Genomic DNA, 22,419 nt, shown 5'->3' with positions numbered 1-22,419 from the left:
TACTTTTGTTTTTATTGTTTTGGCAGAGTGGATGTTACGATGACTTTAGAAGAACAAATGAAAGATATGGGACAAAAAGCACGCTATGCCGCTGCAGCGTTGTCCGTTGCTTCTTCTGAGCAAAAGAACAATGCATTAGAAATGATCGCTTTAAGTCTAGAGGCTCAGTCAGATGAAATTTTACGGGCGAATTGTCAAGATTTAGAGAATGCTGCTCAGAATAATTTGAAAGCTGCAATGATTGATCGGCTAAAATTAGATGATTTGCGTTTACGTGCAATGATAGATAGTGTTCGCCAAGTTACTCGTTTATCTGATCCTGTTGGGCAAGTGATGGATGAATGGACGCGTCCAAATGGGCTTCATATAAGTCGTGTACGAACACCTCTTGGTGTGATTGGCATTATTTATGAAAGTCGTCCAAATGTTACAGTTGATGCGAGTGCTTTGTGCTTAAAAGCTGGCAATGCTGCGATTTTGCGCGGTGGTTCGGATAGCTTTCATTCTTCTCATGCTCTTCATTTAGCTTTGGTACAAGGTTTAGAGCGCTCTGGTTTACCTAAAGATGCCATCCAAATGGTTGGAACGATAGATCGTGCTGCCGTTGGGGAAATGCTCAAAGGATTGGATGGAGCGATTGATGTGATCGTACCACGTGGTGGAAAGAGCCTTGTTGCCCGCGTTCAGTCTGATGCACGTGTTCCAATTTTTGCTCATTTGGAGGGACTTTGTCATATTTATATTGATAAATCGGCAGATTTAGATATGGCACGCAATATTGTTTTAAATGCAAAGCTGCGGCGAACAGGGATATGCGGTGCTGTTGAGACAGTTCTCATTGACGGCCAAGCATTAAAAAAATTTCTTCCTGTTTTAACTGCTTTACAGGAAAAGGGGTGTGAAATTCGTGCCACAGAAGATATTGTTTTTCTTATGCCAGATGTCAAATTAGCTTCTGAAGAAGATTGGTCGCATGAATATCTTGATGCTATTCTTTCTGTTAAAACGGTTGAGGGTGTTGAGGGAGCCATTTCTCATATCAAGCGTTATTCATCAGGACATACGGAATCGATTATTGCTGAGGATTTAGAAGTGGTGAAGAATTTTTTTAATCATTTAGATTCAGCTATTTTATTACACAATGCATCTACACAATTTGCTGATGGAGGTGAATTTGGTTTTGGAATGGAAATTGGTATCGCAACAGGAAAAATGCATGCACGTGGTCCCATAGGTGTTGAACAGCTAACATCATTTCAATATCACGTTAAAGGAAATGGTCAGGTTAGAGCTTGAGAACACCATTTTTTCCATGGAAAAATTGTATGCCACATGTTGAAAGATCTAATGTTGTGGGTCTTTTTGGTGGTTCCTTTAATCCACCGCATGCGGGGCATCTTCTTGTTGCAAAAATTGCCATTCGGCGTTTGCATCTTGATCAGTTATGGTGGATGATCTCTCCAGGAAATCCTTTAAAGGATTGTATACAGTTACCCTCTTTAGAGGAGAGAATGCAATTAAGTTTTAAACTTATTGACCATCCAAAAATTCGCTTAACAGGTTTTGAACAGGCTATAGGGAGCAAAGTATCAGTAGATACGATTTTTCATATTCTTACTCATTACAGTGGCGTAAATTTTGTATGGATTATGGGGGCAGATAGTTTTGCGACGATACATCATTGGTATCGATGGCATGATATCGTCTCTATGCTTCCTATTGCGATTATTGATCGTCCTTTAGGCAATCGGTCAGCACTTTCCTCTCCTATGGCACATATTTATCGCCGTTTTCGTTTGGATGAGAGAGAAAGTAAGCGATTACCTTTTATCAAGCCACCAGTTTGGACTTATTTGCATGGACCTTTATCTTTTCAATCTTCAACAAACCTTCGTTTGAAGAAGAATGATTTTTCTTGAACATTTCATAAGATTCTGCTTCTCTTTAGAGAAGTCTCTTTTTTAGATTCCACAACGATAAGAAAGGATATTGATCTGAAAAACATTGCACACAAACACTCTTACGATATTATGCCTTCAAAAGAAAAAAAAGTTTTTTCTGTTAGTGAGAGTCTTGAAGTTATTCTCAAGAGTTTAGAAGATACAAAAGCAGAAGATATTGTTGCTATTGATATTCGAGGGAAGTCATCTTTGGCTGATTATATGGTCATAGCTTCAGCAAATTCGCAGCGTCATGTATCGTCTGTTGCTGATCATTTATTGCATACTTGGAAAGATAGTGGGCAGGGGCTTGCGCGTGTAGAAGGGCTTGCTGGAGGTGACTGGGTATTGATTGATACAGGTGATATTATCGTTCATCTTTTTCGTCCAGAAATTCGTCTTTTTTATAATTTAGAAAAAATATGGATGACGCCGGATTTAAACGATACGGCTTTGCTTCTCTTCGGAGATCATTAAAATGCAAATTTCTATTTTTGCGGTTGGTCGTATGAAAAGTGGGGCGGAGCAAAAATTAGTTCAGCATTATTTGGATCGTTTTTCTAAAATTTCTGGAGATGTAGGCTTTCATTTAAAAAAGTTACAAGAGATACCAGAAAGTCGTGCTCAAACAGTTTATCAACGTATGGAGGAAGAGGGGAGAAAACTTATTGAATTTTTACCTGAAAAATGTCGATTAATTGTGTTAGATGAGCGTGGAGAATCGATTTCGTCAATTTCTTTTTCTGAAAAATTGAGGTGTTATCGTGATGAGGGCATTCGAGATGTCGTCATTGCTTTGGGAGGACCTGATGGGCATAATGAACAAATAAGGAAGCGTGCTGATTTTCTTTTATCTTTTGGTTTGATGACGTGGCCACATCAAATTGCACGTATTCTTCTTACAGAACAACTTTACCGCGCTGTAACAATTGAAAATCATCATCCGTATCATCGTTTTTAATATTTTTGTTCAATTTTTAGCACTTATTTATATGTTTATTAATATTGTTTTAGCTGACACCATTTAAAGCATCTCTAATGTATACGATGAGGTGTCATGGTTTTTGCAAATGAAAAAGCTTCTTCATAGAAAGATGCTATATTTATATGAGGAGTGCGTCATATTTGTCATTCTGCTCTTGAGTATATTTTTTTGCTTTTCTGTATCGCATGCGGAAGATACAATGAGGAGTACGGAAGTCCATAAAGAATTAGGAGAAATTCGCCAAAATATTTCACTTTCGCGTGAGCGTGTTGCTTTTCTTATGCATCAAGTTGAGCATTTAAAAAAAGATCAACGTGTTTTGAGTGATGCACTCATAAAGGCGGCTAAAGAAGAACGTATAGTAGCAGATGATATTGCTAAAAGGGAAGAAAAGCTTAAAAAAATGATAGAAAAGCGGGTACAAGTCTATCAAAGTTTAAAAAATCGTCGTGCTGAATTTGCGGAAGTTCTTGCAATTTTGGAGCGTATGGGATTGAATCCGCCTCCTGCTCTTATGATACAGCCAGAGGACGCGTTGGCTTCTATACGTAGTTCTGTTTTATTAGGTACTGTTATTCCTCAGATGCAAGAGAAAACGCGAGATTTAACAGAAAAACTCAAGGAGTTGACCAATTTGAGTAATTCCATTACTACGGAATATAAGGCATTAAAGACAAAACTGCAAAATCAAGCAGAGCAGCGAAAACGTCTAGAGCTTTTATTAGACCAAAAAAACAAACTACAAAAAAAATCAGAAAAAGAACTTACAGAACAGCAACAAAAAAATATTGCTCTTGCTAAAAAAGCGCAGTCTTTGGAAGAATTGATTTTAGAGCTCGACCGCCAGTCAAAATTTAGCTCTGATGCATCAGTACAGGTACGGAAAAGTTTGCAATTGTTAGAACAGTCCAATTTTGAAAGCCGAAAAGGTTCTTTACTTTTTCCTGTTTCAGGAAAAAGAATACGTCATTCTAATAAAAGTTCGCAGATTACGCGCTTTGGTGAAACGATAGAAACAGAGTCAGGAGCTGTTGTTATATCACCTGTAGATGCTTTTGTTGCTTTTGCTGGGCCATTTCGTTCTTACGGACATTTAATCATTCTCAATGTTGGAAATGGTTATCATATCATTCTTACTGGAATGTCGAGAATTAATGTAAAACAGGGGCAGTTTGTTCTTTCAGGTGAGCCTCTGGGTATAATGGAGATGCAATTTATTTCAAACAGTGTTGCATTGGATATAGGAAAAACTTCTCCAATGCTTTACATTGAGTTTAGAAAGCAGGGAAAACCTGTAAATCCAACTCCTTGGTGGCAGACTGAAAAAATAAGAAGGAGCCAAAATGATTCGTAAAGTTATTCTTTTGGTCGCTGGGGTATTGCTCGGCGCCTGTTCAATGATTATGGTGCAGTCTGTTGCTGCGAATAATGAAGATAATGCATATAAAAAGCTAGCTATATTTGGCGATGTTTTTGAGCGTGTGCGTATGCAATACGTTACAGTTCCAGATGATAAAAAGCTTATTGAAAACGCTATCAATGGCATGCTCACATCACTGGACCCTCATTCATCTTATTTGAATGCTGAAGAAGCCAAGGATATGCGGGATTCTACGAAAGGAGAGTTCGGAGGTCTTGGTATTGAGGTCACTATGGAAAAAAACTTAATTAAAGTTGTTTCACCAATGGATGATACTCCCGCTTCAAAAGCAGGTATTCTAGCAGGAGACCTTATTTCAAAAATTGATGATGTACAAACGAATGGTCAAACATTGAATGAAGCTGTTAATAAGATGCGAGGTGCTCCTGGAACACCAATTACCTTAACAATTATTCGTTCTGGCGTTGATAAGCCATTTGAAGTGAAGATTGTTCGTGATATTATCAAAGTAAAAGCGGTGAAATATCGGGTTGAGGGTGATATTGGATATTTAAGAGTTATCCAGTTTTCTGAACAGACATTAAATAATCTTCTAGCGGCAATTAAAGATATCCAATCTAAAATTCCTGAAGATAAGCTAAAAGGTTACGTCCTTGATTTGCGGCTTAATCCGGGTGGGCTTTTAGATCAAGCTGTTAATGTTTCGAGTGCTTTTCTCAATAAGGGTGAAATTGTGTCGACTCGTGGGCGCAAAAAGAGTGATGTGACAAGATTTGATGCGAAGCCAGGTGATGTCATCAATGGAAAACCGCTCATTGTTCTTATTAATGGTGGTTCAGCAAGTGCTTCTGAAATTGTTGCGGGTGCATTGCAAGATCATCGTCGTGCAACAATTTTAGGGACGCAGTCTTTTGGTAAAGGATCTGTTCAAACAATTATTCCTTTGGGTGAAAATGGGGCTTTACGCTTAACAACAGCACTTTATTACACGCCATCAGGCACTTCTATTCAAGGAACAGGGATTACGCCTGATATTATTGTAGAGCAACCACTCCCTGAAAAATATAAAGGTTATGATGTAAAAGTTGGTGAGTCTGCATTAAAAGGACATATCAAAGGAAAACGAGAAAGTAATAAAGGATCTGGTTCAGCTGCTTTTGTTCCCAAAGACCCTAAAGATGATATTCAATTGAATGAGGCCTATAAACTGTTACGAGGTGAAATGTCAAATGCAGCATTTCCACCAGATCCCAATAAGGATGTATTAAAGTGAGAATTGATATCTATAGCTTGCGATTTTGAGGAATATTAAATGGATGCAGGTATTAATTTGAAGATTCTTCCATATCGCAAATGTGTTGGGATTGTTATCTTTAATCATGAGGGTAAAGTGTGGGTTGGGCGTCGTTTAATGATGCCCATTCATGCAGATATTGAAATATCTCATCGTTGGCAGCTTCCTCAAGGAGGGATTGATGAAAATGAAAAACCATTAGATGCAGCATATCGTGAACTTTATGAAGAAACGGGTATTCGATCTGTGAAGTTGATTAAAGAAGCACAAAATTGGTTCCATTATGATTTTCCACAAGAACTTATTGGGTGCACATTAACAAATAAATATCGTGGGCAAATACAAAAATGGTTTGCTTTCCAGTTTACAGGAAAGCTTTCTGAAATTGCGATTAATCCGCCACCAGATGGCAATAAAGCGGAATTCGATCAATGGAAATGGATTGATCTAGAAACCCTTCCGTTGATTGCTGTTTCTTTTAAAAAGCACGTTTATACGAAAGTTGTCAGCGAATTTCGAGGTAGCCTTAGACCATTATAAAAGCTATATGATTACGGGAAAGCTTTTTTTATTAAGATGCTTTATATTATAATAAATAATAAACATGTTTATCTTTTATGTAAAGAACAGGAATATAAAATGAAAAAGTTATTTAATTTACTTATAGTTTTTACTCTCTTGAGTATTTCATCTGTTGCATTTGCAACAAGTTCAAAGCCTCCTGCATCAAAAGATGCGGCAGCGACATTGCCAAATGGAGCTTCTTCTTTGACTGAAACCTACGGTTTGTGGACTATTAACTGTGGTATACAAGAAGGGAAAAGAATTTGTTTTATGCACCGTCAAGAAGTGAATGAGCAGGGGCGTGTTGTTGTGGCTATGGGCCTTACTCTCGATGCTGAGGGTGTTGTATCTGGTAATTTAACAGTTCCTTTTGGCATTTTGGTTTCTAAGCCTGTTCGTTTACAAGTTGATGAGGGAAAAGCTGTTATCGAAACCGGTATCCGGACTTGTGTACCAGCAGGTTGTGTGGTTCCTGTCGTTTTTGACAAAAATCACGTAGCAGCTTTACGTTCTGGAAAACAGTTAAAGTTGGCGATGACAATTGCTGCTGCAGGTGAACCAGCTTTGAATGATTTATTTGTTCAGCTAGATGGTTTTAGTAGTGCTCTTAATCGTTTGACTGCTTTGCAGAAATAATTTTAAAACTAGAAGCGGCCTTTAAAAGGCCGTTTTTAGTTTGTTTGTTTTTTATAATTAATAATTAAAACGATGAGATTTAAGATTAATCCTATAAGGGATATTCAGATTTTTTGCCGTTTCTTCTATTTTATGTGCTATTTTTAATTTTGATATTTGTTTTCTAACTGCATCGTCATTAAATAGAGAGATGAAGAATTTAGATGTCTGGTTTTTATTCAAGAAAAAAGAGTATTGAAATATAAAACCATTTTTTGATACACAGACCTGCTTTAATGAAGGTTTTCTATACGCTCTTCTGTTTCCTTGATTGAAAGGGATGACGCATGATTTATGCATTGCTTCGAACGATTGATTTGATTTTTGAGATTTATATTGATATTTTAATCGCTAGTGTCATTTTTTCTTGGCTTTATGTCTTTAATATCATAAATTCACGCAATCGCTTTGTTATTTTGATAGGAAGCTTTCTATATCGTCTTACAAATCCCATTCTAAGCCGTATCCGGCAAATTTTACCAAATTTTGGAACAATTGATATTTCACCTATTGTAGTTTTTATTATTATTTATTTTATTCGTACTTTCATGTGGCGTGTTTACGCAAACATGTATGCATAGAAATATTATTTGAGGCGAATACATGTTTTATCAAGTTGATGAAAATAACTTGATTTTGTTTGTATATCTCATTCCTAAATCATCCGTTGACAAAATAATAGGGATTGAATGTAGGGATGGTGAAAAACAATATCTGGTTATACGCCTTCGTGCTGTTCCTGAAGATGGAAAAGCGAATAAAGCTCTCATTAAATTTCTTGCGAAGCAATGGAGAATACCATCTTCTTCTATTTCTCTGAAAAACGGTGCAATATCTCGCTACAAACAACTTTATTTTTCAACACATTTAGAAGAGCTAAAGCAGATATGGCAATCCTTTAGAGATTGCATCTCGTAGAAAAAATAAAGAATAAAGCCTATTTTTAAATAGGCTTTATTTTATTAAAATCGTTATATTTTTTTATTGCGCTCAACAGCTTGCTTAATTAATTCATGCGCAAAGTTTTTATCACGCCATCCTTCAATTTTAGCCCATTTTCCAGGTTCCAGATCTTTGTAATGCTTGAAGAAATGTTCAATTTGTTTAAGTGTAATCTCGGGCAGGTCTGTATAGTCATGAATATTGATATAGCGTTTTGTTAATTTTGGCGTGGGAATGGCAATAATTTTTTCATCTTTACCACCATCATCTTCCATCATTAGAGCTCCGATGGGGCGAACATTGATAACACAACCAGGCATAAGTGGACGGGTATTACAGATAAGGACATCAATAGGATCACCATCATCTGAAAGCGTATGAGGGACAAAACCGTAATTTCCAGGATAAACCATTGATGTATGAAGAAAACGGTCAACAAATAATGCACCCGACTTTTTATCCATCTCATATTTTATTGGTTGCCCACCAAGGGAGACTTCCACAATAACGTTAATATCTTCTGGTGGATTTTTGCCTATGGGTATTTCCTTAATATTCATAGAGACATCCTTTCTGGAATATAGTGAGGCTCAATACAATTAAATATTTTACCAAAGAGATTATGAAATTAACTTGAAATTGATGTACGTGTTTTTTCAAAACGTTTACGTTCATTAGGATCAAGATAGAGTTTGCGGAGACGAATATTTTTAGGGGTTACTTCCACAAGTTCATCATCTTGTATCCACGATAAGGCGCGTTCTAATGTCATTTTAATGGGAGGCGTTAACTTTACGGCCTCATCTTTTCCAGAAGCGCGCATATTGGTGAGTTTTTTCCCTTTTAAGACATTGACTTCTAAGTCATTATCTCTTGAGTGGATGCCAATAATCATACCTTGATAGACTTTCACACCCGCATCGATGATCATAGGTCCACGATCTTCAAGATTAAAAAGAGCATAAGCGACAGATTCACCGTTGTCATTTGAAATCATAACACCATTAACACGACCAGCAATGTCTCCTTTATAAGGTTCATAAGCATGGAAAAGGCGATTCATAATTGCTGTACCACGTGTGTCCGTTAAAAGTTCAGATTGATAACCAATGAGTCCTCGGGTTGGTGCATAAAAGACAAGGCGGACACGATTACCTCCAGAAGGACGTAATTCCACCATTTCGCCTTTACGTTCAGACATTTTTTGTACAACAGTACCGGAATATTCTTCATCAACATCGATAACAACTTCTTCGATTGGCTCAAGAGTTATTCCATTTTCATCTTTTTGCATAACAACACGTGGGCGTGAAACACTAAGTTCAAATCCTTCACGGCGCATATTTTCAATGAGAACTGCAAGCTGTAATTCTCCTCGTCCTGAAACGTAGAAAGAATCTTTATCGGCTGATTCTTCAATTTTAAGAGCAACATTGCCTTCTGCTTCTTTTAACAATCGGTCACGAATGACACGACTTGTTACTTTATCGCCTTCAGTTCCAGCAAGGGGACTATCGTTGACGAGAAAACTCATAGTAACAGTAGGAGGATCAATTGGTTGGGCAGTAAGGGGTTCATTGACAGTATGGTCACAGAAAGTATCAGCAACGGTACCTTTTTGTAGACCTGCAATCGCAACAATATCACCAGCACTTCCTTCTTCAATAGGTTGCCGTTCTAAGCCACGAAACGCTAAAATTTTTGAAATACGCCCAGTTTCTAAAAGTTTTCCATCTTGTCCAAGAACCTTGACATTTTGATTGGGTTTTAAAGAGCCAGAATGAATCCGTCCTGTAATAATTCGTCCCAAAAACGGATCCGCTTCAAGAATAGTTCCAATCATGCGAAACGGTCCTTCTGCTACACTAGGAGAAGGGACATGCTGCGTCACAAGATCAAATAAAGGACCTAATCCCTGATCTTTTGGTCCTTCAGGGGCTTCAGCCATCCATCCATCGCGTCCAGATCCATAAAGAATAGGAAAATCAAGCTGTTCATCGGTTGCATCAAGAGCAGCGAAAAGGTCAAAAACCTCATTGATGACTTCATCAACGCGTGCATCCGGTCGGTCAATTTTATTAATAGCAACAATAGGGCGCAATCCTACTTTCAATGCTTTGCCAACAACAAATTTTGTTTGTGGCATTGGTCCTTCAGCAGCATCAACAAGTACAATGGCTCCATCAACCATATTGAGGATGCGTTCAACTTCTCCACCAAAGTCGGCGTGTCCTGGTGTATCAACAATATTAATTCGAGTATCTTTCCAAACAACAGATGTCACTTTCGCTAGGATTGTAATTCCGCGTTCTTTCTCAATATCGTTTGAATCCATCATACGTTCGCTTGTACGCTGATTATCACGGAAGTTTCCTGATTGCTTGAGAAGCCCGTCTACAAGCGTTGTTTTCCCATGGTCAACGTGGGCAATGATGGCAATGTTACGCAATTGCATAAATTTTCTTCTTTTCGTTTAATGAAATTTCATTTGAGGCAAAGTCTTTACATTCTTTGCCTGACTATTAAAAAACCTTTTACATGTTTTTTTATAATTTTGGAAGATGGAGGCAATATTTTTATGGCAAAACTATTTATCCAAGTCTTTAAGGCTCTATTGAGCTTCGATTTCTGAAGCTTCGTAAAAGTTTTTTATAGTACGTATGTTCTATTCTCGAGCTAAAAATTATCCCAAAAATCACAGTCAATTTGATTTTTATCAATATGACACAAGAAATTTATATGAATTCTTGTAAGAGTAAGTAAGTATAAAGCTAGCGATATTGTGGTTGTTGTTTTGCAAAGAGATTGCTAAAAATCCGGAATATCTCTTAATCCATAGCCAATTTATTGACAACTTTACAATATTTTTATTCTAAATAAAGCTTTTTCTTATTCCATAACTTGTCAATCAAAATCCAGATCTAATGCAACCGTGTATTTGAGGTAAATATTGAGACGATTAAGAATTTTATAAGAAGTTCTAGCTTTTGTATGCCAGATTAGGGCAAGAGTTATATCTGTTTGATTTATTTATGAACCCGGAATACAGTCTTATTTAGAAAGAATATGAAGGCATCCAAAGAAAATTCCCATCTTTGCCGTTAATCCAATTTATGATTTCAAAAGCATCTAAAGTAATATCTTTTAAACCATGGAGATAGTGCATTGCCTTACACTTTTGTTAATTGCACTCTCTAATAGGAGTATGCTTTTCATGCCAAACAGAACACTTTAAACAGAATATACTTTTTGTTGCATATTCATGTACTTAAGAGAGATTACTTAACGTACACTACATCCATTCCATGATAGGGCTCATAAATGATATAACATACGCGAATAGTATACTATTAACGCCTTTGTGAAGAAATATAAAGCCTGTTGAGTATCATCATTATTATTCTTTCTCAGCTGTCAATATTGCGCCAGTTTTTGATACGAGAGAGAGGATATAAGAAGTATTTTATTTTTTCTTGAATAGTTTTTAGCCATACACCGATCTCGTTTGTGACTGGCAAGAAGATGACTTTAATCGATTTAATATGAGAAGCTTTATGATGAGGTAAAATTACGTTATTCGGAGCTGTTATTCAAAAAAATAATAAATTATCTATAGAGCGGTGCGCTAGAAAATAAATAATAAAGCTTATTCTCTTATGGAAAGAATCTTAGGTTACATGACAAGATTTTTCCATAAGTAAGAGTTTTTACTTTACATGTTTAAAGAAGAGTTCCTGACAAAATGAGAGAAGCTACAGAAAAGTAGATTATAATGCCCATGACATCTACTAAAGTTGCCACAAAAGGAGCAGAAGCACTTGCTGGATCAAATTTTAAACCTTTAAGAATAAAAGGCAACATAGATCCAGAAAGAGAACCAAAGGTAACGATTCCAACTAAAGCTGTACCCACTGTTGTCGAAATAGCAATCCAATGTTGGCCATAGTCGTAGATACCTAGTTTTTGCCAAAGAGCAATGCGCGTAACACCAATAATTCCTAGTAAGAGACCAAGGGATAGTCCTGTTGGAATTTCACGAATGATCACTTTCCACCAGTCTTTCAACGTGAGTTCACGTAAAGCCAATGCACGTATAATAAGGGATGTAGCCTGTGAGCCGGAATTTCCTCCTGAGCTCATAATGAGAGGTATGAACAGTGTAAGAATAATCGCTTTTTCGAGTTCTGTTTCGAAATGTTGCATAGCGCTTGCTGTCAGCATTTCACCGATAAAGAGTAAAGCGAGCCAGCCTCCGCGTTTTTTCATCATTTCAGGAAACTTAATTTGCATATAGGGCTTATTAAGTGCTTCCATACCCCCAAATTTATAGGCATCTTCATTCATTTCATCGACCATAGTATCAAGCACGTCATCAACGGTTACAATGCCAATGACATGGTTACTTTCATCAACTACAGGCACAGAGAGAAGATCATGGCGCTGGAAAAGGCGTGCGATATCTTCATGATGTGTGAAAGGTGATATTGTAATGGGCGAGTCATGGGTAGGGACATTAAGAATTTGTTCATCAGGTGAGGCAAGAATAAGGTTACGCAGGGAAACAGCTTTGAGAAGAGTACCTGTTTTGGGGTCAATTACATAGCTGGTATAAACTGTTTCACGTGTTCGCTCGACCTCACGAATGTGATCCAAAGTTTTTTGTATGGTCCAGTTTGAAGGAACGGCTATAAACTCTGTTGTCATCAGTGCTCCTGCTGTATGATCAGGATAACTGGTGAGTTTTTTAAGTTCAGCGCGCGTTAAGGGGTTAAGCAAGGCATAAAGTCGTGTACGGGTTTTCTTATTCATTTCTTGAAAGACGTCTGCAGCAGCATCAGCAGACATGCCGTCAAGAATTTCAACAGCACGATTTATAGGGAGAAGTTCTAGGATGGCAGCAGGTTGCTCAAGCTCTGGTTTATCAAAAAGTTCGATAACATAATCAAGAGGCAGAAGACTAAGAATAGTTACACGTTCCATGATATCGAGGTCATTGATGATATCAATAGAGTCTGCAAAATGCTGGTTCTTTAACTTTTCAGCGAGAGCTTCAGGAGAAAAATTTTTGAAGTCGAAGGCCGTTTTGATTTCAGTCATGATAAAGTACCTCCTGAAGAGTTGGAGAGTTGTAAATCTATATAATAGATGAGATAAAAACAAAAGTTTATGGAAGATTTAAAAAAACTCCCCAACTATATTCCCAATTGTTAATATTTGAAGTAAAGTCAAGGGTAAATTATAAGTTATAAACAAGTTTCTGAATCACTAAAACGAGAATACAGCTTAATTTGAGGATAATATAAAAACGTAAATGTAAAAATCAGTTCTGATTTTACCATCATTTCTTTAATGCAGTTTACGATTTTCAGGTTTTTTATTCAATAGCGTTTTGAAAGGTAGTTTTGAAACTTACGAAATAGTTTTAGTATGTTATCAATTTGTGTCGTAAAGATAATTGTTACAGTTTAAATTTATAATGGAGACATAAAGTATTATGACAAAAGCAGCAGTGCTGGACTGGAAGGGATTTTCAGGTCTTCCTGATTTTTCTTCTATAAGTGACGAAGATTTTAAACCCGCTTTTGAACAGGCACTTCAAGAAGCAGAAGAAGAACTAGAGGCAATTGCGATGGTGCAAGAACCACCAACGCTTGAGAATTTTTTGCAGCCTTTTGAGCTTTGCGGCAAAGCGCTTGATCGTGTCTGTTCAATATTTTTCTTACGCACCAGTGCTCATACGAATGTATTAATTCAACAGCTAGAGCAAGAGTTCGTTGTAAAACTTTCTCGTTATTCTTCAAAAATGATGATGGATGCGCGGATATTTGCGAAAATAGATGTACTTTATAAACAGTCGCAGCTGGGCACATTTGAGAGTGAAACAACACGTGTTCTTGAATTATGGTGGAAAAAGTTTGTTTGTCATGGGGCAAAACTCGATGAAAAAGCTAAGAAACGGCTTTTGGAAATTAATGAAAGACTTGCTTTTTTAAATGCTACTTTTGGACAAAATGTCTTAAATGATGAAGCTGAATGGATTCTGTTTTTAAAACAAACAGACTTATCTGGTTTACCGCAAGATCTCATTGCTTCAATGAAGGAAATTGCGTGTGAAAGAGGCAATGAAGAAGCGTATGCATTAACACTAGCACGTTCGATTGTTGAACCTTTTTTAAAATTCTCTGATCGTCGTGATTTGCGTGAGGTTGCATTCCAAGCTTGGGCTAAACGTGGTGAAAATAATAACAAGAATGATAATAAAACAATTATTGTAGAGATTGTTGCGCTTCGAGATGAGCAGGCTAAATTATTGGGATATAAATCTTTCGCAGATTTGAAGCTCGATAATACTATGGCTAAAAGTGTTGATTCCGTTATGGATTTGCTTATGCCTGTATGGAAGCGCGCAAGAGCGAAAGCTTCTACTGAGCAAATTGACTTACAAAATTTTGCCAACAATCAGGGCAGCAATGAATCTTTAGCTGCTTGGGATTGGCGTTATTATGCTGAAAGACTTCGCACTGAAAAACTTTCTTTCGATAGCGCTGAGATTAAATATTATTTTCAGCTTGATCTTATGATTAAAGCGGCTTTTGGGGTAGCCGAAAAACTCTTTAGCATTACATTTGAAGAAAAAAACGCTGTTACACTTTGGCATCCTGATGCACGTTTGTGGGAAGTAAAAAAGTCTGATGGAAGTCTACTTGGGCATTTTATTGGTGATTATTTTGCGCGTTCTTCAAAACGCTCCGGTGCGTGGATGAGTAGTTTGCAATCACAACATAAATTGGATGGCGGACAAAAGCCTATTATCTACAATGTTTGTAATTTTGCTAAACCACCTAAAGGGGAAGTTGCTCTTTTATCACTTGATGATGCACGTACGCTTTTCCACGAATTTGGACATGCATTGCATGGTTTGCTTTCTGATGTCACATGGCCATCTGTGTCGGGAACATCTGTTTCACGTGATTTTGTTGAGCTACCTTCTCAACTTTACGAACATTGGTTAACAGTACCAGAGATATTAAAATCTTATGCTATACATACAAAAACAGGTCATCCTATGCCACAAGAGTTGATAGATAAAGTCTTAGTAGCACAGACATTTAATGCAGGATTTTCTGCCGTTGAATTTATCTCATCAGCTTTAGTGGATATGGCTTTTCATCAAGGCGAAACAGTCACTGATCCAACAGTGTTTGAACGCCAAGAATTAGAAAAGCTGCAAATGCCTGATACAATTATTATGCGTCATCGTCCCCCACATTTTATGCACGTGTTTGCGGGAGATGGTTATGCATCTGGTTACTATTCTTATATGTGGTCGGAAGTGCTTGATGCTGATGCTTTTCAAGCTTTTGAAGAAACGGGAGATGTTTTTAATTCAGAGCTTGCTGATAAGTTGAAACGTTTTATTTACTCCGCTGGAGGAAGTCGTGATCCAGAGGAGCTTTATAAAGCTTTTCGGGGACGAATGCCTTTACCAGAGGCAATGATTAACAAACGTGGACTATAAGATATAACGGTATGGTTAACACCATGCCGTTTTCATATTATTCGAAAGGTACAGTTGCGATTTATGCAAATTTTCTCTTCATTATAGCTCTGTAAACAGAGTTTTTTATCTTATTCGCTTTTTGTTTATAGAGGAAAATAGATTTTGTATTTTAAATAGACATTATGGGAAAGAAAAATTATCAGCTCGATCTTTTTGATGCCCATTTGGTGGAAACCATGATTTTTTTATAAAACTTGACTTTCTTTTGCCTAAAAGGTGAGTGTTTTTTTGTACCATATCATCGAGGCTCATTGGAAGCTGACGCATAATTTTACTCCGCTCTTGATTCTCTGATTCTTGTATAAGTTTTTGAATAGCTTTATCGGTTGAGTATGAATTTTCATGAGAAAAGGCGTGAAAATTTAAAATATTTTTCAATGGTTTTTCTAAATAAGAGGCAATTTTTTTCTTTCCTTCAGGGGTGAAATGCATGCCATTATTGGTGCGTAATTTGGTTGTTTTTCCATTAATATCATAGCCTGAAAAAGAAAAAATTCCTTCTTCATCACTAAAGCCGCTCCAGATATCGAGAAAATACCCTCCTGCTGTTTCTGTTTCTTGTTTATAGAGCGCATTAAAAATTTTCATTTTTTGTGTCAAAAGGTCATTTCCAAAAGAAGGTTGACCTATCCATATCCATGATTTTCCAGAGGCGTGAAGACTTTCAGTAATTTCGATAATTCTTTGTTTGTAGATGCGTATCCATTCTGACTGATCTGTGTTAATCATGTTATGAGAGACTGTGATGGGTTGATTATCATTTGCACCGATCATCATGATAATAACATCGGGGCTATTTTGGTCAATGAGTTTAGAAATATTGCTTTGCCAAGAATAATAATCCGTTCGAACTAAGCCGGAAGCTGGTATTGTGTTGTTCATGATAACGATATCGCTATTATTTATAAAAAACTTTTTAAGTGCATCGGCAACAGCGGAGGCTGCAAAATCCCCTACAACAAGAATGCGTTTTGCATTCTCATTTTTTAGCTTTTGTATGTTTTTTTGTGTTACGATCTTTTTTTGCGGCTTGTCTATTTTTTGTTCTATAATTTGCGGTGGCTGCTGTGTCTGTTTGTTTTGTTGTGATAACCATTTGAAGAAGTTCGTTGCTTTACTTGGGGATGGCTGTAAGATCCCCACAATAGAAAGTGAAAACAGCAATAATGTCAAGTATATCAGGCGAAAAGAAGACAAAACCTTAGTCTCCATTATTGTTTGCGAAGGAGAAAAAGCACTTGAGATGATGGATATCCATTTTCTTTTAGACCGTAATGCAGCTGAAAAGCTTTGATTGCTTTGCGAGAGGCTGTTCCGATTTGTCCATCAATATCTCCTTTATAATATCCCAATGCACTTAAGCGAGATTGCAGTTCTTTGCACTCTTGGAAGGTAATAGGCTGAAAAGGTCTTTGCCAATCATGCACTAATCCAAGATGTCCAGCAATACGATCAGCAAGAAGGGAAACAGCAAACGCATAACGATCTGCATTATTATAATGTTTCAGAACAAAGAAATTTTTTGTGACTAAAAATATAGGTCCTTTTGCTCCATCTGGATATTTTAATATTGCTTGTTCAGCTGATGTAGGAAGAGGGTGCCCATTTGCGTGTTTTACACCTAATTTTTTCCATTGTTCAAAGGAATACCAGCCTTCAGGAAGGTTTTTCCCCTGCGGCACTTTTACCTCTACTCCCCAAATAAGATTAGGTTGCCAGCCATTTTTGTGGAGAAGGTTAGCAGCAGTAGCCAGAGCATCTGGAACAAAGTTCCAGATATCACGCCGTCCATCTTGATTTATATCAACAGCATAGGCGAGATAACTGCTTGGAATAAATTGTGTATGTCCCAATGCTCCGGCCCAAGATCCAGTGAGTTGAGAGCGTTTAATTTCACCACTTTGTAGAATTTTCATAGCAGCAATCAGCTGTGTATATGCGTATTTTTCGCGTTTTTTATCGGCATAGGCTAGGGTTGCAAGTGAGCGAATGGCATCACGCATTACACTTTTATTGGCTAAAATTTTCCCATAATTGCTTTCCATTGACCAAATAGCAAGCAGAATATTACGGTCAACACCAAAACGTTCTTCAATTTGAAGAAGCCATTTGTTCCATTTTTTTGCTTGGCGCCGTCCTTCCAGAATTGCGATATCATGGACACGATTATCGAAATAGTTCCAGGAAGGAGCAACAAATTCCGGTTGGTATGCGGCGCTTTTTAGAACTTCAGGATCAATGGCATTAACACCTTTAAACGCCATATGAAACGTAGAAGGGGTAATATTGTGAGCAATAGCTATTTTTTTAAATTCTTTAATCCAGTGTTTAAATCCGCTATCAGCATATGAAAGGGATATAAAAAACATAAAAAAAGCAGAAAAAATAACGGCAGAGACAGTGAAAAGAGTTCTCCAAGCTATTGACTTCTCTAAAAAAGAGAAAGTCTTCAATTCTGTTTTTTGCATTTTGAAATCCCCATTAATATTCAATTCATTAGATGTGCAATAACTTTATTTTGTATTTAGTTTAATCGATAATATGATCAAGAAGAGGAAAAAACTGAAATAAATAATTCGTTTTAATCCTTTCAATAAATTCTCAGACTCTTTTTACATTTTGATTGCCCATTATAATGATAATCAAAACAATAAGATATCTTTTTTACCATTTCGTAAAAACATATGATAAATAAAACAAAAAAGTTATATGAATTCATTGAGGAGGGTGAGTGTGCGTAAAATCCGGAAAGCAGTATTCCCAGTAGCAGGTCTTGGTACGCGTTTCCTTCCTGCGACAAAAACGATTCCTAAAGAAATGCTAACAGTTGTTGATAAACCTGTTATTCAATATGTTGTGGATGAGGCGAGGGAAGCTGGTATTGAGCATTTTATTTTTGTGACTGGACGTAACAAAGCAGTCATTGAGGATTATTTTGATGCGCAAGTTGAATTATACATGACACTTGCTGAATGTGGAAAGAAAGAAGATCTTGCACACTTATACCGTTTACAGCCATTACCAGGGTCAACTTCTTTCACTCGGCAACAACAACCTTTGGGATTAGGGCATGCTCTTTGGTGTGCGCGTGAATTAGTTGCAGGGGAACCTTTTGCTTTATTATTACCCGATATGTTGATACAGGCGAAAAAGGGCTGTCTTTCTGAAATGATGAGCCTTTATGAAAAGGTGGGTGGGGGGAATATTATAGCAGTTCAGGAATGCGATCCTAGAGAAACACATAAATATGGTATTGTTGGGAAAGGCAAACAGATTGCAAATGGTTTTGAAATCACAAAAATGGTAGAGAAACCGGCACAAGGAACGGCACCATCAAATTTGTACATCAATGGACGTTATATTTTGCAGCCAGAAATTTTTAATATTCTTTCCACTCAAGAACGGGGAACAGGAAATGAAATTCAATTAACAGATGCTATGATGCGGCTTTCAAATGAGCAAGATTTTTTGGGTTTGCAAGTAAAAGGGCGCACTTTTGATTGCGGTTCTAAAGCTGGTTTTATTGAAGCCAACGTTGCATTTTCTTTGGCACGCGCTGATATGCACAGCCACGTTTCTGCTTCATTGAAAAATTTACTGGAAACCATTAATGTTGAAAAGTGATATAGATCCCTCACTTAATTTTATTGATCGAATTTGATTATGACAATACCGTCTCCTCATATGGCTTTGCAAGGTGCAGTAGCATCAGCGCTTAAAACACTTGCTAGTGAAAAGCAGGGGCTTGAAGCTCTTGAAAAAGCTCTGCTGGAAAGTCTTTCTTCTTCTTTTGAAGCGGCTGTTCAAACTATTAGAAATGCGCGTGGACATGTGGTCATTACTGGTCTTGGAAAAAGTGGTCATATAGGGACAAAAATTGCAGCAACCTTAGCCTCAACTGGAACACCTGCCTTTTTTGTGCACGCTGCAGAAGCCAATCATGGTGATCTTGGTATGATTGGCTCTGATGACGTTATTCTTGCTTTATCATGGTCTGGTGAAACTCAAGAGTTAAGTGGTATTATGAGTTATGCGGCGCGTTTTCGTATTCCCCTTATTGCGATGACATCAAGTAAGCACTCTGTGTTAGGGCGGCAAGCTGATATTGTGCTATTATTACCAAAGATAGAAGAGGCTTGCCCCCATGGTTTAGCCCCTACAACTTCAACAATTATGCAATTGGCAATGGGAGATGCATTAGCGGTTTCTCTTTTAGAAATGCGTGGTTTTACCGCAACGGATTTCAAAATATATCATCCTGGTGGTTCTCTTGGTGCAAGCCTTAAATACGTGTGTGATATTATGCATGAGGGTGATAATATTCCTTTGGTTATGCAGGGAACAGCTATGACTGAAGCGATGAATGTTTTGGTGGAAAAACATTTTGGTTGTGTTGGTGTTGTGAATCAAGAAGGTGAACTAATCGGAATTGTAACTGATGGCGATCTTGCACGTAACATTCATTTTAATTTATCAAAATTTAATGTTGACGAGGTGATGACCAAAGCTCCTAAAGTTGTAAAGCCAAATACACTTGTTGGTGCAGCAACAGCTTTTATTAATGATCATCAGATTGGTGCATTTTTTGTGGTTGAAGATAAAAAACCGATAGGAATTGTTCATTTTCATGATCTTTTGCGCATTGGAGCTGCTTAGATTAAAGTTCCCTATCAAATAAAATGTTATTTTAGGTTGAAATAGATTGCAGGATACAAAGTTACAATTTTATTGTGAGGTGGCTTTACTGATATTTTGTGGAAGAAAATGATTATTTTACGCATTTCATAATGTTTAGAAAATTTTCAGGGTAAAGATTATACCAGCCTCTTTGCGTATTTTAGAGAGGATTTTCTATCAGGAGGAGAAAGGATATCGCCTCCTGCTTAATATGTGTGCTCCCTCTGTTCTTAAGAGAGGTTTCCCTTGTACTTTGTTAAGATTTCCGCTTAAGGAAAAACTGTGCTCCTGTATGTGAGGTGCAGAGAAGTTGTGTGGCGTCATATGACATTGTACAATTGACTCTAGAAATTGTTCCACGGAGAATAGAGCGTATTTCAATTTCTATATTTTGGGCATTGAGATAATTATATGCTCCTTCTGATAGTTTTTCTTCTGTATCTGCTGCATGCGTTTCAAAAACACCATTGTGGAAAGAAGAAATAATACCATTCTCATCAACCCATTTTCCATCAATTCCAGTTGGCATATTTGAGTTATAATATCGCGAAAAGTTACAGGCACTTAACAGCAAGGCGGTAATTGTAAGACATAAAATATGATAGGTATGTTTCATTTATTGCACTCTATTTAGATTATTTTGCTCTCTAGTTTCTATAACATTATTAAATTACCCCATGAGTCAATATGAAAAATTTGATAAAAATCAATGAAAAAGCAAAAAAATGGAAAAAAATGCCTTAATGTTGTATTTAATTGACAGCTTGATGAATTTCGTAAGTGAAACACAAGAGGTAAAATATTTCTTATGGTTTACAACAATTTTTATATTAAGCTGCTAAGTAGTCTCAAAGGAGATTATTGACATTATGGTTGGTCCCATTCTTGTTGCGAGTGAAGATTATGGAAGACGTATAGAACTTTCTTCTATGCTGCGAGGTTTTGGTTATCGTGTCATTGAAGCAGAAAATGGTCTCCGTACGATTGATCTTTTACACAGGCGTAAAAACATTGTGCTTGCACTCCTTGATGTCGTTATGAGTGATTTGAGTGTGAGCGATTTGATTAAAATGATTAGAGTTGCTGGTGTTTCTGTTCCTATTGTCGTTATAGCACAACAAGAGAATCAGCATTTACTCCAGAAAGCTTTAACAGCTGGAGCTATTGATTATTGGATCCATCCAGTAACATTATTACGTGTAAGAGTTACTTTGGATATCCTTGCTCTTATTTCTGCCTTAGAGCATGAGGTTCGAGATATTCGGCGAAAAAAAGAGAATCATTTACGGTTTTCTGATCTTTGCGTAAAAAGTAGAGCTATGCAGATAGTATTAGAACAATCGAGACAAGCAGCAACTTCTTTACAGAATCTTTTGATAGAGGGAGAAGCTGGAACAGGACGTGAGACATTAGCTCGGATTATTCATCATGAGGGATTATTTTCGGAGGGTGTTTTTGTTCGCTTTCAATGTTCAGCCATCGTTGATCCAGAAGAAGAAAATCAGCAGTGGTTTAAAGAATTCCTACCATTGGTTTCTTCTCTTGAAAAAGGGACACTTTGCCTTTGTGATATTGATCGACTTGAGCCCATACAGCAAAAACGGTTTGCTCATTACCTTAAAGAAAGGGAAAGGGATACAAAAGGAGATTTTTTTCCTTTTCGGATCATCGCTATTTCAACATCGCGTTTAAAGGACTTGGTTAATGAGAACTTTTTTTTGCATAGTTTGTTTGAACAATTTTCTCACTTGTCTATTAGCGTTCCTGCTTTACGAGAATTAAGGGATGATTTTCCAGAGATCACACAACGTTTGATTGATCGCATTATCACAGAAACAGGGCGATCACATGTCCATGGTTTAGCAGGCTCTGCTCTTTCCTTGCTTATGCAGTATGATTGGCCTGGCAATAGAAATGAGCTTGAAACCTTTTTATTTCGTGCGATTTTACTCAGTGAAGGACCGTTATTAACTGTTCGAGATTTTCCGCAATTAATGGGAAATTCATTAATGAATGTTCCCAATATCATTGAGGGTAATATGCAAGAAGATAATGAGCAAGAATCGATAAAATTTTTGAATACTGATGGGCATGTACGTACTTTTGCAGAAATGGAGCATGATATTATAGAGAAAGCGATTAAACATTATAAAGGACATATGAGTGAGATTGCGCGTCGCCTTCATATTGGTCGCTCTACACTTTATAGAAAAATGGAAGAATTGAGAGCAATAAGAAATCAAGAACGAAAGTAAATTCATAACAAATTTCTCTTCATGACAAGCAAGCGTTTCAAAAAATAGAGTGAATTTTGATAAAGTCCGTGGGGGAAAGCTGAAGAAAACAATCATTTATTGTAAAATTTATCTATAGTGGATGATTTTGTTGATTTAAATCAAA

20 protein-coding genes are annotated in these 22,419 nt (G+C 37.0%); 14 read left to right on the top strand and 6 right to left on the bottom strand.

Annotated features, from left to right (window positions below):
* Positions 1–39: 39 nt before the first annotated feature.
* The 10 genes from ACFINI_RS04860 to ACFINI_RS04815 all read left to right on the top strand — a co-directional run bounded on the left by ACFINI_RS04860 (position 40) and on the right by ACFINI_RS04815 (position 7,757).
* The gene (locus tag ACFINI_RS04860; protein ID WP_375646393.1) at positions 40–1,296 is read left to right on the top strand and encodes a glutamate-5-semialdehyde dehydrogenase; all 1,257 of its coding nucleotides are present in this window, start codon (positions 40–42) and stop codon (positions 1,294–1,296) included.
* Positions 1,297–1,325: 29 nt separating this feature from the next.
* Entirely contained in the window at positions 1,326–1,919 is a 594-nt protein-coding gene (locus tag ACFINI_RS04855; protein WP_375646391.1) for a nicotinate-nucleotide adenylyltransferase, read from the top strand.
* Positions 1,920–2,030: 111 nt separating this feature from the next.
* Positions 2,031–2,417: a ribosome silencing factor gene (gene rsfS / locus ACFINI_RS04850; protein ID WP_375646386.1), complete on the top strand. Its 387-nt coding sequence runs from the start codon at positions 2,031–2,033 to the stop codon at positions 2,415–2,417.
* Position 2,418: 1 nt separating this feature from the next.
* Complete coding sequence (gene rlmH, locus ACFINI_RS04845) at positions 2,419–2,901, top strand: 23S rRNA (pseudouridine(1915)-N(3))-methyltransferase RlmH (RefSeq protein WP_375621159.1); 483 nt, start codon at positions 2,419–2,421, stop codon at positions 2,899–2,901.
* 133 nt (positions 2,902–3,034) lie between these two features.
* Positions 3,035–4,279, top strand: a complete 1,245-nt coding sequence (locus ACFINI_RS04840) for a murein hydrolase activator EnvC family protein (RefSeq protein ID WP_375646413.1) — start codon at positions 3,035–3,037, stop codon at positions 4,277–4,279.
* A complete protein-coding gene (locus ACFINI_RS04835; RefSeq protein WP_375621160.1) occupies positions 4,269–5,579 on the top strand; it encodes a S41 family peptidase in 1,311 nt (436 codons plus the stop codon). The genes ACFINI_RS04840 and ACFINI_RS04835 overlap by 11 nt, the downstream gene beginning before the upstream one ends.
* A 39-nt stretch (positions 5,580–5,618) precedes the next feature.
* The gene (locus ACFINI_RS04830) at positions 5,619–6,140 is read left to right on the top strand and encodes an RNA pyrophosphohydrolase (RefSeq protein WP_375621161.1); all 522 of its coding nucleotides are present in this window, start codon (positions 5,619–5,621) and stop codon (positions 6,138–6,140) included.
* A 99-nt stretch (positions 6,141–6,239) separates the two neighbouring features.
* Positions 6,240–6,800 carry an invasion associated locus B family protein gene (locus ACFINI_RS04825; RefSeq protein ID WP_273790632.1) on the top strand — a complete coding sequence of 187 codons (561 nt, stop codon included), beginning with the start codon at positions 6,240–6,242 and terminating at the stop codon, positions 6,798–6,800.
* A 326-nt stretch (positions 6,801–7,126) separates the two neighbouring features.
* On the top strand, positions 7,127–7,420 hold the full coding sequence (locus ACFINI_RS04820) for a YggT family protein (RefSeq protein WP_375646382.1): 294 nt from the start codon (positions 7,127–7,129) through the stop codon (positions 7,418–7,420).
* A 22-nt stretch (positions 7,421–7,442) separates the two neighbouring features.
* Positions 7,443–7,757, top strand: coding sequence for a DUF167 domain-containing protein (locus ACFINI_RS04815; protein ID WP_375646378.1), 315 nt, complete (start codon positions 7,443–7,445; stop codon positions 7,755–7,757).
* Positions 7,758–7,810: 53 nt separating this feature from the next.
* On the opposite strand, the gene ppa is transcribed toward ACFINI_RS04815, so the two are convergent.
* From ppa to mgtE, 3 genes are all read right to left on the bottom strand, one after another.
* Positions 7,811–8,341: an inorganic diphosphatase gene (ppa, locus tag ACFINI_RS04810; protein WP_375646374.1), complete on the bottom strand. Its 531-nt coding sequence runs from the start codon at positions 8,339–8,341 to the stop codon at positions 7,811–7,813.
* A gap of 68 nt (positions 8,342–8,409) precedes the next feature.
* On the bottom strand, positions 8,410–10,236 hold the full coding sequence (typA, locus tag ACFINI_RS04805; RefSeq protein ID WP_375646369.1) for a translational GTPase TypA: 1,827 nt from the start codon (positions 10,234–10,236) through the stop codon (positions 8,410–8,412).
* A 1,265-nt stretch (positions 10,237–11,501) separates the two neighbouring features.
* Positions 11,502–12,878: a magnesium transporter gene (gene mgtE, locus ACFINI_RS04800; RefSeq protein WP_375646366.1), complete on the bottom strand. Its 1,377-nt coding sequence runs from the start codon at positions 12,876–12,878 to the stop codon at positions 11,502–11,504.
* Positions 12,879–13,275: 397 nt separating this feature from the next.
* Between mgtE and ACFINI_RS04795 the strand changes: the two genes are divergently transcribed.
* Positions 13,276–15,300 (top strand): M3 family metallopeptidase, encoded by a 2,025-nt coding sequence (locus ACFINI_RS04795; protein WP_375621167.1) that lies wholly within the window; start codon positions 13,276–13,278, stop codon positions 15,298–15,300.
* Between the two features lie 162 nt (positions 15,301–15,462).
* Here ACFINI_RS04795 and ACFINI_RS04790 read toward each other — a convergent pair whose 3' ends face one another.
* Both ACFINI_RS04790 and ACFINI_RS04785 read right to left on the bottom strand, forming a co-directional pair.
* Positions 15,463–16,539 carry an SGNH family hydrolase gene (locus ACFINI_RS04790; protein ID WP_375621168.1) on the bottom strand — a complete coding sequence of 359 codons (1,077 nt, stop codon included), beginning with the start codon at positions 16,537–16,539 and terminating at the stop codon, positions 15,463–15,465.
* Between the two features lie 14 nt (positions 16,540–16,553).
* The gene (locus tag ACFINI_RS04785) at positions 16,554–17,810 is read right to left on the bottom strand and encodes a lytic murein transglycosylase (protein ID WP_375646362.1); all 1,257 of its coding nucleotides are present in this window, start codon (positions 17,808–17,810) and stop codon (positions 16,554–16,556) included.
* Positions 17,811–18,075: 265 nt separating this feature from the next.
* Between ACFINI_RS04785 and ACFINI_RS04780 the strand changes: the two genes are divergently transcribed.
* On the top strand, positions 18,076–18,966 hold the full coding sequence (locus tag ACFINI_RS04780; RefSeq protein ID WP_375646359.1) for a UTP--glucose-1-phosphate uridylyltransferase: 891 nt from the start codon (positions 18,076–18,078) through the stop codon (positions 18,964–18,966).
* A gap of 39 nt (positions 18,967–19,005) precedes the next feature.
* Positions 19,006–19,998: an SIS domain-containing protein gene (locus ACFINI_RS04775; RefSeq protein WP_375611850.1), complete on the top strand. Its 993-nt coding sequence runs from the start codon at positions 19,006–19,008 to the stop codon at positions 19,996–19,998.
* A gap of 277 nt (positions 19,999–20,275) precedes the next feature.
* Here ACFINI_RS04775 and ACFINI_RS04770 read toward each other — a convergent pair whose 3' ends face one another.
* A complete protein-coding gene (locus tag ACFINI_RS04770) occupies positions 20,276–20,635 on the bottom strand; it encodes a hypothetical protein (protein ID WP_375611849.1) in 360 nt (119 codons plus the stop codon).
* 253 nt (positions 20,636–20,888) lie between these two features.
* Here ACFINI_RS04770 and ACFINI_RS04765 point away from each other — a divergent pair, with 253 nt between their 5' ends.
* The gene (locus ACFINI_RS04765) at positions 20,889–22,274 is read left to right on the top strand and encodes a sigma-54-dependent transcriptional regulator (RefSeq protein ID WP_375611848.1); all 1,386 of its coding nucleotides are present in this window, start codon (positions 20,889–20,891) and stop codon (positions 22,272–22,274) included.
* Positions 22,275–22,419: the final 145 nt, after the last annotated feature.

The sequence above is a fragment of the Bartonella sp. AA56HLJMS genome, assembly GCF_042197145.1.
Taxonomy (GTDB): domain Bacteria; phylum Pseudomonadota; class Alphaproteobacteria; order Rhizobiales; family Rhizobiaceae; genus Bartonella.
Note: the sequence above shows the minus strand (reverse complement) of the source record. Positions and strands in the feature narration are given on the sequence as shown.